Origin of the sequence: Listeria aquatica FSL S10-1188 (assembly GCF_000525795.1) — a bacterium.
GTDB lineage: Bacteria > Bacillota > Bacilli > Lactobacillales > Listeriaceae > Listeria > Listeria aquatica.
The window spans coordinates 32,846-47,732 of the sequence record NZ_AOCG01000008.1 but is presented as its reverse complement, the minus strand read 5'-3'; the positions used below and the strand labels follow the sequence as shown (position 1 = coordinate 47,732).

The following is a 14,887-nucleotide window of genomic DNA, read 5'->3' as shown; positions in this document are numbered from 1 at the left end:
CGTTCTTTTTCCTTCGGGTATATCAAGACTAGTTCGTTATTTTAAGGAGGATTTTAACGATGAAAGATGACTTAAAACCCAACTTGAAGGATCTCTCAAAGGAAAAGAAGCAGCAGCCGGACATTAAAGATATTGCTAAGCAAAATGAGCGAGATGACCCGCATGCCGAGCAAAATCAAATGAAACAAAAACAGCAACAAGAAGCAAAACCGCATTTCCACAGAAGAATATTAGACTAAATCAACTGCCTCGGAGCCTTTCGTAAAAGATTGACCCGGGGCTTTAAAATTGGAGGAGAATAGTATGGCAAGACGTTTTGATAGTATCTTTGTTAATCTGCCCGTAAATAATCTCGACGAATCTATTGCTTTTTTTACAGAACTTGGTTTTGAATTCAATCCCGAATACACTGATGAAAATGCTACTTGTATGGTGCTCGGTGATCATTTATTCATCATGCTACTTACAACCGAATTTATGAAACAATTTACGAAAAAGCCAATTGGCTCATTTGATACTGAAACATCTGTTATCACTGCTTTAGGCGCGAGTTCCAAACAAGAAGTTGATGAGCTCTATGAAAAAGCAATTGCAGCTGGAGCGGAACGAGGTATGGAAATGAACGAAGGCGAGATGATAAGCAAGAGTTTTTACGATCCTAATGGACACTTATTTGAAATCGTGTATATGCCAAAAATTTGACTCTTACACCGTGTCAGCCTTTATACTAACTTTATAAGGAGCTGATAAGAATGGTTCGACCTGCAACTAAAACCGAATTACTGGATGCGAGCAAGAAACAGTTTGATCGCCTTTTTAAAGAGATCGAAACACTTAGCGCAGATGCGAAACAGGGAACCTTTCCATTTGAAGACCGCGACCGCAACATTCGTGATGTCTTCATCCATTTACACGAATGGCACAATATGATGGAAACCTGGTATAAGATAGGCATGAGCGGGGAAAAGCCAGCCATCCCAAAAGAAGGCTACACTTTTAAAACGCTTCCTGCTCTTAATTTTGAAATTTGGAAAGCCTATCAAGATACGGATTTGGAATGTGCCGAACGGTTGCTTAAGGAAAGTCATCTTCGAATGATGGAATTGATTCGTGCTCATACGGATGAGGAATTGTTTACGAAGCGTTACTATCCTTGGACAAACACCACGTCCCTTGGATCGTATTTCATTTCTAGCACTTCCAGCCACTATGACTGGGCGATTAAGAAAATTAAAAAGTATAAACGGGAACTTGCGCGACTGTCTTGACGGTCGCGCAAGTTCTTTTTTGGATGGGTATCAATTCACGATTGGAGCTTTCTTCGGTATACTTAGAGAACAGTCAGTATTCATTTTTCACAAACATGCCAAAATATAAATGGCAAATGGATTCTCCCTCTAAGACTCTCTCCATGATTCCTTCCGATTTTTTCTATCGTTCACATGATTTTGTCCATTTCAATTGAACTTTTTTGGACAAATTGACAATTTGTTTATATTGCTTATTAATCAGCGCGGTCATAAGATATAGATGTAGAATAAAGCAGCCAAGTCTACACCAGCAGTTCTTGTAAATGGCAGAATGACCGGCGTTTTTGGAAAGGAAGAAACCTGATGTATTTGTCCGCAAGAGCACGCATTATTCTTGAGAAAATACTTTCTAAAAAACAGGATTTGAGTGTTTCGGAGCTTGCCCACTGGCTAAATGTCAGCGAGCGAACTGTTCGCCGTGATTTGGAAGAGGTTCGCCAAACTTTGGCTCAATTTGAACTTGTGCTCGACAAAAAAGGAAGTCGTTTATCTGTAACTGGTGCCGAGGAAAACCGTGAGACCATTCTTCGGACATTGCTCCAAAACGGTAAACATGAGTTTACACCTTTTGAGCGCAAACAGCAGTTGCTTCAAATTTTGCTTAAGAAAACAGAACCCGTTAAACTTGTTTCTCTTGCTTACGAACTTGGCGTTACGGTGTCCACTGTAAGTAGTGATCTTTCGCATATTGAAGAAGATTGGCATGGCAAATTGCGAATTAAACGGCGTCGCGGGATTGGCGTGGTACTTGAGGCCTCGATTACAATAAAACGAGAACTCATTCGTGAATTGATTTTCCAGTTGATTCCTAAAATTAAATTGCAGCACTATTTCAGTCATCCTGATCTATCTGCCGCATCACCAGAAGAATTTAATTTTTTAAGCGCTTTCATCAATTTTGACTCGCTTAAGCAAACGGATTATGTCTTGACACGTTGGATGAAAAAGCTACCATACGAAATTCAAGAAGATTCTTATCTGCATTTACTGCTTTATCTACTGATTGCTGTTAAGCAAATGGAACTTGGTCAGTTTGCCGCTGAAAAAGAGGATCAACCCATTTTTATTCAAGACTATCCGGAATATGATATTGCCGAGCGAATTTTGCAAGATACTCTTCCAGAATTTTCCATTCCTGAAACGGAAAAAACGGAATTGACCATGCAAATTCTCGAATCGGAAATTCACACGGGAGAAGCGGTTTTCTATCGTAACGAAAAGGTTCAAGCTATTCGGATTGCTAAAAAATTGATTTCACGTGTAACGCGTGAACTGGGGCTCCCGCTTGCTGAAATGCCTCTTTTGCTAGGGCTTTCTGAGCATATTCAATACTCGCTTGTGCGGCTGAAAAAGAATCTGCCGCCAAACAACCCGCTCCTCAGTTTGATCCGCTCCGAATTTGGCGAGTTGTTTGATTCTGTGCACAAAATTGCGTCTGAACTCTACCCGTTTCCTGCTTTACCAGAAGAAGAAAGTGGTTTTATCGTTTTACACTTTGAAGCCGCGATTTTACAGGCTGAAAATTTACGTCCTTATAGCGCGCTCGTTGTAACTTCAAGAAGTAACGGTGTCACCACTTGGATTCGGGCTAAGTTTAAAAAACGGCTGCCGAAACTCCAAAAAATGAAATTTGTCACGCCACTTGAGCTTACGAAAGAAACGGATTTCGAAAAATATGACATCATTCTTTCTACAACGGAATTAAGCGATTTTTCCATGGACTATGAATGGATTAGCATCTTCATTTCTGATGAGGAAATCGCAAAAATCGAAGCGAAACTGGAGCAAAAAGTAAGTGCTGAAAAAAAACACGCAAGCGGTTCAAAATCACTTATTTGATACAAGTCTAACGGGTACCATCGCGGAACTTAAACGTATACATAATTACTCTCAGCTCGTCCTTTCGTTTCTTGAATCCATTGTCATTGAGCAGGAAAGTGCTATGACACGAAACGCAGAAGACAACCTTCGAAAATTAAGCGGGCGTATCGCTGAGCTAAATGAAAGCATTGACGGAACAAGACTTTTTGGAAAACTAAATTCGCTTGAGTCGAATCGGAAAATGATTTCTGCAGGTATGAATACGGGGATTTTTGTTGTGAATGAAAATGTTGACCGGGCGGCTCTTTTCGCTTTCAAGCTGGCTCATTCCATTGATTTTCAGATGGACGGAGAAGTCAAATCTGGGGTTTCACTTGTGATGATTTTTGTTCTACCTTATGAGCTTAATGCGGCGGAGCTTGAAATCATTACGTATTTGCTGAATATGCTCACAGAAGACGATAGCCTCGTACCTCTAGCTGAATCTGGCGGCAAGAAAAGTTTGGAAGCGTTCTTTGCTGTTAGTCTGCGCGAATTTCTGGAACAAAAAAAGACACAAAACTTCTTTTCATAAAGAATATTTTTAAATAAACAGGAGGAATTTTAAAAATGACAAGTTCAACATTACATGATTTTTTAGAACCAAATTTGAAAGCGCTTCGCGAACAAGGATTGTATAACGAAATTGATTCTTTGCAAGGTCCAAATGGCGCAGAAATCGAAATTAATGGTAAACAGCTTATCAATTTATCTTCTAACAACTACCTAGGTTTTTCAAATGATGCTCGTCTTAAGAAAAGTTGTGTAGAAGCGACAGAAGAATTTGGCGTTGGTGCTGGTGCTGTACGTACGATTAACGGAACGATGACAATTCATGATGAGCTTGAAAAACGCATCGCGGAATTCAAACATACCGAAGCTGCCATCGCATTCCAATCTGGATTCAATTGTAACATGGGAGCAATTTCGGCAGTGATGACGAAAAAGGATGCGATTATCTCGGATGAATTAAATCATGCTTCGATCATTGACGGCTGTCGACTCTCAGGTGCTAAAGTCATCCGAGCACGCCATCAAGATATGGATCACTTGCGCGAACTTGCCAAACAAGCGACAGAAAGTGGTGAATATGAAAAAGTCATGTATATCAGTGACGGCGTCTTCTCAATGGATGGCGATGTGGCGAAAATTCCGGAAATCGTTGAAATCGCCCAAGAATTTGGACTCATTACTTATATTGATGACGCACACGGCTCTGGCGTTATGGGCGGTGGTGCTGGAACCGTGAAGCATTTCGGATTATCGGACAAAATCGACTTCCAAATTGGGACTCTTTCAAAAGCAATTGGAGTTGTCGGCGGATACGTTGCAGGCTCTAGAGAACTCATCGACTGGTTAAAAGTTCGCGCTCGCCCGTTTTTATTCTCCACATCGCTTACGCCTGGCTCAGCAGCAGCTTGTATCACTGCGTTTGATTTGATGGAAAAAGAACCAGGAACGATTAATAAATTATGGGAAAATGGAACTTATTTGAAAACTGGCTTAAAAGAGCTAGGATTTGATATTGGTCACTCAGAAACACCGATCACACCATGTATCATTGGTGATGAAAACTTAACGCAAAAATTCTCGCGCCGCTTGCTTGAAGAAGGTGTTTATGCAAAATCGATCGTCTTCCCTACAGTGCCAAAAGGAACAGGTCGTGTACGTAACATGCCAACAGCAGCGCATACGAAAGAAATGCTTGATCAAGTTCTCGCGATTTATGAAAAAGTTGGAAAAGAACTTGGCGTAATCAGCTGATTAAAGCACAAATAAAGCTAGTCAAAAAAAGGAAGTTAAAACTTGGAGGGAATTTGAATGAAGAAGATTTTGATTACTGGATGCCTTGGACAAATTGGTTCAGAATTGACTACTCGCTTGCGTGAAGATTATGGAACAGACAATGTGGTTGCGACAGATCTTCGTAAGATCGATAGCCCTGTTTGCAATGAAGGAATCTTTGAAATTTTGGATGTCACCGATAAGCAAAAAAATGCAAGATTTAGCTAAAAAATATGAAGTAGACACTTTAATCCATTTGGCAGCTCTTCTTTCAGCGGTTGCGGAAGCAAAACCTCAACTTGCTTGGGATCTTAATATGGGCGGTCTTATGAATGCACTTGAAGTGGCTCGCGAACTCAATTTGAAATTTTTCACACCGAGCTCAATTGGCTCATTTGGTCCAGGAACACCAAGTGAAAACACACCACAAGATACGTTGCAACGACCAACAACCATGTATGGAGTAACAAAAGTAGCGGGTGAACTTCTTTGTGATTATTACTATACAAAATTCGGCGTTGATACACGTGGTGTGCGCTTCCCGGGTCTTATTTCTTACAAAACTCTTCCTGGTGGTGGAACAACCGATTATGCCGTAGATATTTATTATGAAGCACTCAAAAAAGGACATTATGATTCCTTTATCGGAAAAGGGACTTTCATGGATATGATGTACATGCCAGATGCAATTGATGCGATTGTTCAATTGCTTGAAGCTGACCCAAGTCGCCTAGTTCATCGTAATGCCTTTAACATCACAGCGATGAGTGTGGATCCTGAGCAAGTTGCTGCATCGATTCAAAAAGTGATGCCTGACTTTACACTTGGCTATGATGTGGATCCTGTTCGCCAAAAAATCGCGGATTCTTGGCCCGATTCACTTGACGTCACTTGTGCAAAAAACGAATGGGGATTTGCTCCTAAATACGATCTTGACCGCATGACACAGGATATGCTTGAAAAATTGTCCAAAAAAAATGCAAAATACTAGTATGGCAAATTAATACGTTTTGCTTACAGCATAAAAAATGAGCTGGGAAAGTAAAACCGATTTGCTTTCTCAGTCAGTTAGGGGAATTTATGGAACAACAAAAACTAAAAAAAGAGATTGGCTTTTTCACGGCGCTTACTGTTGTTGTCGGAACCGTAATTGGGTCAGGGGTATTTTTCAAACCAGAAGCCGTATTTTCTGCAACTGGAACGGCTGGGCTTGGACTTCTTGCTTGGATTCTCGGTGGTGTGATCACCATTTGTGGCGGTTTGACAGCAGCAGAATTATCGGCAGCAATTCCTGAAACTGGCGGAATGGTTGTCTATCTCCGCAAAACCTATGGGAAGCTTGCCTCCTACATGCTAGGTTGGGCGCAGACGGTCATTTATTTTCCGGCAAATATTGCTGCCCTATCCATTATTTTTGCAACACAGGTAGCTAATTTATTTGGTACAAGCGACAGCATTATCATTCCCGTTGCGATAGCAGCAGCCGTATTCATTATGCTCATGAATTTTCTCGGAGCCAAAATTGCAGGTTCTTTCCAAGCGGTCACAACGATTTGTAAGCTCGTTCCTTTAGCACTTATTATTATTTTTGGGTTATTCCATCAGGGCGATGTTGCGTTTCGGTTATTTCCGATGAGCGTTGAGGATCATCCGTTTCTCACGAGTCTTGGTTCGGGGCTTGTAGCTACGATGTTCGCTTATGACGGTTGGATTCACGTTGGGAATATTGCGGGCGAAATGAAAAACCCGAAAAAAGACTTGCCAAAAGCGATCGTTATTGGGCTTACGAGCGTCATGGTCGTTTACTTACTAATCAATATCGCTTATTTAATGGTGATGCCAGCAGCAGCTCTTGCAGCGACAGCAACACCAGCAGCAGATGCGGCAAACTTGATTTTCGGATCCATCGGCGGAAAGCTAATTACAATTGGGATTTTGATTTCTGTTTTTGGAACCATCAATGGTTATACCATGACAGGAATTCGAATTCCATATGCGATGGCTTTACAAAATCAGCTACCATTTAGCGGCTGGTTCCGCAAACTTGGAAAAACAGCCGTTCCTTATAACAGCGGGATTGTCATTTTACTCATCTCGATCATCATGATTTTCTCTGGTCAATTTAATCAGTTAACCGACATGCTGATTTTTGTTATTTGGATTTTCTATACGATGATTTTCTTTGCGGTCTTTATTTTGAGAAAACGCGAACCCGGTCTCGTTCGGCCATACAAAGTACCTTTCTATCCAGTTATTCCGATTATTGCGATTCTTGGTGGGATTTTCATCGTCGTAAACACGCTGTTCACGCAGCCCTTAAATGCTGGCATTGGGCTCCTCCTCACTGCTATCGGGCTTCCTATTTATTTCTATAAGAAGAATAAGGGACATATTAATGAATAAAAGACAATAATTTGAAAACAGGAGTTGATCAGACAACTTCTGTTTTTTTTTTGAAAACAACTGCATCTAAAGTCACAAAAAAAATTGCAACACCTATTGCATTTTGGTAAATTTGATATAGGTAAATGAAGTTTTAATCTGAATAAAGTGGTAAGGCCTGTGATTCCAAGTTTTAAGAACAAAAACAGATATAGGAGATGACTAAATTGGAACTCGAACAATTTTCAACAGCTTTAAAAACGATTAGTGAACGTGTTACTCAGCTAAAAGATAGCATTACAACAGAAGAAGCCACAAAAACTTCTCTTATCATGCCTTTCTTTCAAATTTTAGGCTATGATGTTTTTAATCCGCTAGAATTTTCCCCAGAATTTATTGCAGATGTTGGTATAAAAAAGGGAGAAAAAGTGGATTATGCGATTTTGAAAGATAAAGAGCCACTGATTTTGATCGAAGCAAAATCCGTCGCTGAAAAACTACATAAGCATGATTCGCAATTGTTCCGTTATTTTGGTACAACCTCAGCGAAAATTGGTATTTTGACAAATGGTGATGAATACCGATTTTACACAGACTTAGATGAGCCAAACAAAATGGACCGGTCACCCTTCTTCTCTTTTTTCGTAACTGAATTAAAAGATGGTCAAACTACTGAAATTTTTAAATTTCATAAAGAAAATTTTGATTTGGTTGACATTTCGAAAGCTGCTTCCGATTTAAAATACTTAGGTTACATAAAAGAGTTTTTAACCACACAGCTTAACGATCCTAGCGAGGAATTCGTTAAATTTATCATTGCTAAAATCTATGATGGTGTAAAAAGAAAAGAAGTTATTGATAAATTCACACCCGTTGTAAAACGTGGTTTTAAACAATTCATTGCAGAACAGGTCAACAGTAAACTGACTGCTGCTCTTAATTCATCTGTTACTTCGACAGCCAATGAAGAGGAAGAAGATAAAAAATCGGAATTCGATGAAACAAAGATTGTCACCACTGAAGAAGAAATTGAAGCTTTTGCGACAACTAAGCTTATTTTGAAAGATACGATTGATTTAAACCGAATTTTTTATCGTGATAATCGATCCTACTTCAATATTATTATAGATGACAACATACGCAAATGGATTCTTCGACTTTATATTAATCATTCACGAAAATATATCATTTTAAATGATGATGCAAAAACTGAAATTGAAATCTTTGCTGTAACTGATATTTTTAATTATAAAGAACAAATTACCCCAATTACTGAAAAATTTTTATAGATCAAATTTCATCTAGATACTATCATTGGAGTGATATTTATGCTAACAAACGAAGACATTCGAAATTTAATTGCTAGTTTTAAACAAATAAACGATCCCTTTCTTCAAAAAATTTGGTTGCCAGATAACGGTGAAAAATCTTCATTAAAGTTACAAAGCAATTTAACAACCTTTACAGTTGACTTAAACCGCGCCGGTCGCAAAGCTCCAAAATGCACGTTTCAATTGCGAGAAGACTTACATCGAGATACTAAATTGATCCGTCTTGATTTATGTGGGCCCGCTCACGAAAATCCAAATGGCGATTTCGAATATGCCAATCAAATAATCGCCTGTCCCCATATTCATATAGCTGATGAAAAATATGGTGATAGTATTGCATACCCTTTAAATGAAAACTATGCTAAAATGTATTTGACATCTGAAGAGCTAGAAGATATTGCTGTTGTTTTTCGAAAATTTTTAGAACGAATTCATGTTGTTAAACTTGATAAATTCGAGATATATGTCAATACAACCATCCTATATTGAATGAGAGGAGGTAGATGTTTCATGATTGATTTAAAAAGCAAGCTAAAAAAGGAATACTTAGATTGGTCCATGAAAAAAATCAATTTTGAAGCGAATCAAGATTTCATCAAGATCGAGACACCTTTTGTAGACCCTAGTAATGACTATATTAATCTATTTCTTGAGCAAAAATCTACTCATTACATTCTATCTGACGATGGATATGCTGTTGATGAACTAGACTCTATAGGAGTGGATGTTTTCAAACAAGGCAAACGAAAAGATTTTTTCAATAAAACTTTAAGAACATTTGGCGTTAGCTTTAATTCTAAGACCTATGAGTTATTTATTGAATTTGATGATCTTTCGAGTTACCCTGTCAAACAGCATATGTTAATTCAATGTATTATTCGAATCAATGATATGCTACTCACAACAAGAAATAAAACTGCGAATTTCTTTTCTGAGGATCTGCAAGAATTTCTACTAGATAATGATTTAAGCATAACGCCTAATGCTCAATTTATTGGAAAAACCGGAAACACAATTTCTTTTGACTTTGCAATTGGAATGACTAAAAAATCCAATCAAAAATTGATTAAAGCTGTAGCGAATCCGAGATCTGAAGCATATGTAGAGCCACTCTTTTCTTTTCTTGATCTAGATGACAGTTCAAGAAAAATAGATAAAATTATTATAGCAGATGATGAAGCAAATAAAGTTAGTAAAATTTTTGCTAGTTCCATTACGAATTTTTCAAGCAAAGAAGCCTCTCTTTCCAACATGAAATTATATTTATGGAGCAAAAGAAGTACCTGGATAAAAGAACTCAAAAGTTCATGATCACATAAAGTAGAAAAAGCAGAAATCCGAAGTTGCCACTTCTGGATTCCTGCTTTTTTCAGATACCATTTCTCATTTTCAGCTTTCGCTTTTCTTTCGACTTCTGATTACGAAAAAAGTCAAAGTGCTAATCATTCCAACAAAAAGTCCGCCAACGATCAAACTGCTTTTCAAAACCGAATGTCGCTCCTTTGGAAGTAAAAGGGCCTCCTCATTTAACGCCCGATCTTTCTCTCGGATCACAAAGCCTTTCCGAAAATCCCACTTATGCCCCGCACCATCATCTGCTTTTAATTTCAGCAAATACTTGCCAGAAGCTAGCTTTGCCTTGTCCCAAGGAATGATAAAATCATAATTGGAATTCGGCGCCATCACTTGATTATCACGTTTCACATGATGAATCGCCTTTTCCCTCCTTGCTTAAAAACTTCCGCTTCTATGTGCAAATTCGAAACAATGGTTGCCGAAGTATTTTGGATATTAGCTGAAACCATCGTCCGATAATTCTCAAGACCAGGTTTCACTTCATTCAACTGCAAATCGGGCACAACCGGTTCATCCGATTCCGTTAGTTTCACTCCAATCACGTAAGAAAAATCATTTTTCACCTGTACCACTTTCGCCCCTGCCCTAGTGGCATTCGCTTCCTTTTTGTGTACATAAAAACCACCCAAAACCATTCCAGAAAACGGCTGTTTTGGCATTTGTAACGTAAAATCCACCTTTTTCTCTTCATTTGGCGCCAACTTTACTTCCTTTTTGCTAGAAATCAATTGTTCAAAATCTACCTCGAGTGAACTGTCTCGCTTTTCATTTGATGCGGCGTAATTGATAACCCCATTTCGATTGGTTGTTGCCCGGTTTGGCTCCACCAAAATGGTTGCCGCTTCTCCCGACTTGTTTTTAAGTGTCAGCGAAATCGTCTCCTTTTCCCGAGGCTTCATCCGCAAGTCAAAATACGTCTTCGCTTTATCCAACTGATTTGCTGGAATATTCGCTTGCACACTATAATTCATATCGCTTGCCTGCACACTTCCTGCAGCACCTAAAAAAATAACAATCCCGATAATCACACTACTTAAAACCCGATTTATACCCATCTGCATTTCCTTTCTACTTAAAATGGCAATCAATCTAAAAAGACTAATTGCCACCTTGTTCGCCCTTCCTATTTTGTTGGCGCATCAACAAGACTAAAGCTTAAAGTCGCGCTATATTCACCTGAATAGTTGCCCGCAGGCACCGAAAGTTTAATCTCCTTGCTGTTTAGCACATCTGCCCAAGAACCCATCCCAGAGTCTTGATCCGCTTGCATCAAAGTAGCCGTACTTTTCCCGTCTGCCTCAAGCTTCACCGCAAATTCTTCCGGTTTTTTTGAAACATTTCCAGCAGTCGTTTGAAGCTGTCCTTCCGGAATCACAAGTTCCGCGCCTTTTAGCACCTTATCTTTTTCTTTCGCATCTGAAAAAGCAGATAATCCAACTTGAAGCGCCCAACCTTGTCCTTCACCACGACGATCAGAAACTTGTACATTGGGGTGCTTTGTTATGACAGAAAAGTTTTCCGTCTCTTCCGTCAAATCATGCAGGCCAAATTCAAACGGGGTCACATTATCAATTGTCAACAAGCCTACATTCCCCGTTTCTCCAGAAGGTTCATTAGGGTCTTCATTTGGAACGATCGGATCTACCGGTTTTTCAGTTTTCCCCGGTTGCAGCTTCACCTCTACTTGTGATGTTGCCGTATCTCCAGCTGCGAAGGCCGTCTGCATGCCAAGTGAAAGCACCGCTGATACACTAGATACTGCTACTACTAATTTTTTCTTTTTTTCATTTTGGGTTCCTCTTTTTCTTTTTTATTTTCTCAGCTAGTTACGCCGGTGTGTCTTCAAGTACCCACTCAACCGTCCCGCTGTATTCTCCGATATAATTGGCCGGACTTAGTTTAATGCCAAGTCCTGTTTTTTCACTCCAGTTAAGAATTTGAAGCGGCTCTTCCGCAGTTTTTCCTGCGCGAATTTGTATCAAATCCTCTTGCTCCAGCCGACGTGCGGCACCTGTTTCATCTAAATAGTAAAGCTGATCAAGATAATGCCCTTCCTTAGAAATAAGCGGCTCCTTAAGACGCGCCTTTAAATTCCAGCTACTGCCTTCCCCGCGCGTATCCAAAATCGCCATTTTCTGCGTAAAGGCGGCATGAATCATCATCGTTTTGTCTACCGGAATCTCACTTAGCTCAAATTCAAAATCAGGTAGTTCCGCAAATTTCAACGACCCCTGGACAACAAGATTGAGCTTATCGATATTCGACTTCACACCTTCCCGATCTACGGCATAGACAGTTACTTGATAAACACCTGGCTTCAAGTTTTCCGCGTCCACATCAATGCTAAAATTATGATTAACATTTTTGGGATTATTGTCTTGCTGTTCGAGTTTTTCTGACTCACGACCACTAATTTGATAGTAGATATTCACCCAATCGCTATCAGGATCTATCCAACTTCCTAGCAGACGCGTCTTTTCAACACTCAAATTTTCAACCCCCACAACACCACCAGAGCTTCGTAACTCAATAACAGGAGCCACATTGCTTTTAAGTGTATAAGTGATTGGACTAGAATGAGTAATTAGATTTTCGCCAACTGATGCGGCCTCCTCTATTACTGTATAATCTTCTGCAACTTGATGCGTACGTACTTCAAATCGAATCTTTTTATTAGCCCCGCCTTGCTCAAAATCGCCTAATGGGACTTGTAACAGTTTCCCTTCGAAATAACTTTCATTTAGTCCACTTTCTTCCCCATTCTCGTTTACCATCCGAAGAGATCCTGCGACATAATCCACATTCTTATCCAGTCGCTTTTTGAGTACCACATTTTTCCACTCTTCCTGCCCCGTTAAATAAGTAGTATCTAGTTCATATGTCAACATCTGTCCAGCATAGACATCCTCTTTCTTCACCGACTTTTTCGACCACCAATCAAAAATATGCTCAGCTGTTTTTCCCTCAAGTCGCCCAGGTAATTCCTCAAAAACCACTTTACTTTCCGAAAACTGTGACCCCGTTGCTCCTGTGAATCCCCAGTATACTTGATTCGTTCCAAACGTCTGCGCGACATCAATCGGCACATGAATCTCTCGCAATTTATCAAATTTATACGTAAGCTGTGCCATTTTCGCATCCCACTTCACTGTAAACAAATGCCACTTTCCATCCGATAAATAATCGCCATTTGGAAAAATCGGTTCCCCGTGAAGGAGGGAGCGCTGTGAACCAAGCAGTGACCATTCATCCTTATAGGTCTCCCTTTGATCCGGATAGCCCCAAGCAATATGATTACGTCCTTTAGCAAGCATACTGTCAAAATTGCGATCATAATGTGTATCAAATTCCACCGCAAAAGAATGACCGATTGCAAGACCAAATTCATTATATCGACTTGAATCCCAAACACCTAAACGCCTGCTTTCACCTGCTCGAAAAGCATTATTTTGATCCTTATCCGCTTGCATCACAAAAGCCGCACCATCTGCAGCTAACGTTCCTTTGTTCCCAAAATAAAGATACATTGACATCTTAAAATCCTTTGTAAGATCCATCTTATAACTATCTAAATTCCAAATAGCCCCCGCTTGATTTTTCTTATTCGCCGTAATTTCAGCAATGTCTTGGTTCTCCGCTTCTATCACTGAGCTATCTGCTCCTTCTGGTATCTTAAAAACGGATTGCAACTTTATTCCATCCGGAGGTTGCTCTTCACTTGCCCAAGCTAGAATTGGTGTTTCCATAAAGGTTAAAAAAGCAAATAAAAAAAAGTAGCCAAACTTGTTTCACTTTTACACCTCCTCCAACCTTAATCATTTCAACATGGTATTTTGACCACGATCCTTATTTTTACACATTTACATAATTTTTTTATCAGACTAATATATAGTTAATGTAAATTTTTATATTATCCTTATACTTTTCAAAGAATTTTTAAGTCATTTTCACTTGGTTCGCATCTCTTTCACACTCATTCCGTTTTGACTTCTGTCCATCTGACACAACCATTAGCACATTAAAATCCTAGCATTTCCTCTATGTGCTCACTTAAATTCACATAAGATAAAACGTAAATTTGTTCCGCCTTTAAGACAATACATTGGTTGATCAAATATAAAAGAAACTTTTCTTTCTCCTTATCTGTAAGCGAAGTCTCACTAAATAATTGAAAAAAATCGTGATCATCAAATGCCTCTCTTTGTTGCCGAGTTTGCTGCATCCTTAAGGCTAGACACCATATGCCTTCCTGTGTCGCTCGTTTTCTTTTTTCCTCAAGCCCCTGCCATCTCTCATAGCGTGCTGTATCTCGGTAAGTGATTTCTGCTAATACACTCACCGGGCAATTATCATGAATAAAGCTAAGCGGAATCTCCCAAAGTACAGCATCGGTTACCGGTTTATACGACTTCTTTTCTTCGGAATCAAACCCAAAGTAGTCCCCTTCACCGATAAAGGCATGGTATTTCTTCGCGGAAAACTCCCAGTAAAAAACGCCTTCATCAATTAAATAAAGCCTATCTTGGCACGGAGTAAATCTTTCATTTTTTGATAAATAGACTAACTTCGCATAACTCAAAAAGTTTTGATGGTCCATAAAACAAGGAAAAAATTTCTTTTTTAATTCGTTCATTTTCTTAACCCGCCTCGTTCTACTTCTCTCAAAATATGCGCTTTAGAAGTCTTTTTTCTTTCCAGATCGTCAAGATTTCTTTGTCATTTTGACAGTTTTCTATGTTTTTCAAATGACTCCTATATATAATTTATGTAAAATTTAATCAAGAAATGAGTCTTTACAACGAGCTAATGAGCTTATTCGAAATTTTTTCTTTTAAGGCTATCTTAACTAAAAAGACTCTGTTA

At 39.2% G+C, this 14,887-nt stretch carries 13 protein-coding genes and 2 pseudogenes; 11 read left to right on the top strand and 4 right to left on the bottom strand.

The window, feature by feature from the left end:
- Positions 1-59: 59 nt before the first annotated feature.
- The 11 genes and pseudogenes from MAQA_RS06505 to MAQA_RS06455 all read left to right on the top strand — a co-directional run bounded on the left by MAQA_RS06505 (position 60) and on the right by MAQA_RS06455 (position 9,979).
- Positions 60-239 (top strand): hypothetical protein, encoded by a 180-nt coding sequence (locus MAQA_RS06505; RefSeq protein WP_036072408.1) that lies wholly within the window; start codon positions 60-62, stop codon positions 237-239.
- A 64-nt stretch (positions 240-303) separates the two neighbouring features.
- Entirely contained in the window at positions 304-702 is a 399-nt protein-coding gene (locus tag MAQA_RS06500; RefSeq protein ID WP_036072407.1) for a VOC family protein, read from the top strand.
- A gap of 50 nt (positions 703-752) precedes the next feature.
- Positions 753-1,268 (top strand): ClbS/DfsB family four-helix bundle protein, encoded by a 516-nt coding sequence (locus MAQA_RS06495; RefSeq protein ID WP_036072406.1) that lies wholly within the window; start codon positions 753-755, stop codon positions 1,266-1,268.
- A 345-nt stretch (positions 1,269-1,613) separates the two neighbouring features.
- Positions 1,614-3,149 carry a BglG family transcription antiterminator gene (locus MAQA_RS06490; RefSeq protein WP_036072405.1) on the top strand — a complete coding sequence of 512 codons (1,536 nt, stop codon included), beginning with the start codon at positions 1,614-1,616 and terminating at the stop codon, positions 3,147-3,149.
- Positions 3,106-3,705, top strand: coding sequence for a hypothetical protein (locus MAQA_RS06485; RefSeq protein ID WP_036072404.1), 600 nt, complete (start codon positions 3,106-3,108; stop codon positions 3,703-3,705). Before MAQA_RS06490 ends, MAQA_RS06485 begins: the two co-directional genes overlap by 44 nt.
- A gap of 35 nt (positions 3,706-3,740) precedes the next feature.
- Complete coding sequence (locus MAQA_RS06480) at positions 3,741-4,934, top strand: glycine C-acetyltransferase (RefSeq protein WP_036072403.1); 1,194 nt, start codon at positions 3,741-3,743, stop codon at positions 4,932-4,934.
- Positions 4,935-4,991: 57 nt separating this feature from the next.
- Positions 4,992-5,946: pseudogene (locus MAQA_RS06475) on the top strand (L-threonine 3-dehydrogenase).
- A gap of 89 nt (positions 5,947-6,035) precedes the next feature.
- Positions 6,036-7,358: an APC family permease gene (locus tag MAQA_RS06470; RefSeq protein ID WP_036072402.1), complete on the top strand. Its 1,323-nt coding sequence runs from the start codon at positions 6,036-6,038 to the stop codon at positions 7,356-7,358.
- Between the two features lie 197 nt (positions 7,359-7,555).
- A complete protein-coding gene (locus MAQA_RS06465; protein ID WP_077913569.1) occupies positions 7,556-8,626 on the top strand; it encodes a type I restriction endonuclease in 1,071 nt (356 codons plus the stop codon).
- 39 nt (positions 8,627-8,665) lie between these two features.
- A complete protein-coding gene (locus tag MAQA_RS13690; RefSeq protein WP_052008507.1) occupies positions 8,666-9,157 on the top strand; it encodes a DUF6978 family protein in 492 nt (163 codons plus the stop codon).
- Positions 9,158-9,178: 21 nt separating this feature from the next.
- Complete coding sequence (locus MAQA_RS06455; RefSeq protein WP_052008506.1) at positions 9,179-9,979, top strand: DUF1828 domain-containing protein; 801 nt, start codon at positions 9,179-9,181, stop codon at positions 9,977-9,979.
- Between the two features lie 78 nt (positions 9,980-10,057).
- Here MAQA_RS06455 and MAQA_RS15500 read toward each other — a convergent pair.
- The 4 genes and pseudogenes from MAQA_RS15500 to MAQA_RS06435 form a co-directional block, all read right to left on the bottom strand.
- Positions 10,058-10,995, bottom strand: a pseudogene (locus MAQA_RS15500) (WxLIP family cell surface protein).
- A 152-nt stretch (positions 10,996-11,147) separates the two neighbouring features.
- Complete coding sequence (locus MAQA_RS06445) at positions 11,148-11,750, bottom strand: WxL domain-containing protein (protein WP_052008517.1); 603 nt, start codon at positions 11,748-11,750, stop codon at positions 11,148-11,150.
- A 100-nt stretch (positions 11,751-11,850) separates the two neighbouring features.
- The gene (locus tag MAQA_RS06440; RefSeq protein ID WP_077913567.1) at positions 11,851-13,770 is read right to left on the bottom strand and encodes a lectin-like domain-containing protein; all 1,920 of its coding nucleotides are present in this window, start codon (positions 13,768-13,770) and stop codon (positions 11,851-11,853) included.
- Positions 13,771-14,042: 272 nt separating this feature from the next.
- Positions 14,043-14,657 (bottom strand): hypothetical protein, encoded by a 615-nt coding sequence (locus MAQA_RS06435; RefSeq protein ID WP_036072397.1) that lies wholly within the window; start codon positions 14,655-14,657, stop codon positions 14,043-14,045.
- Positions 14,658-14,887 lie beyond the last annotated feature (230 nt).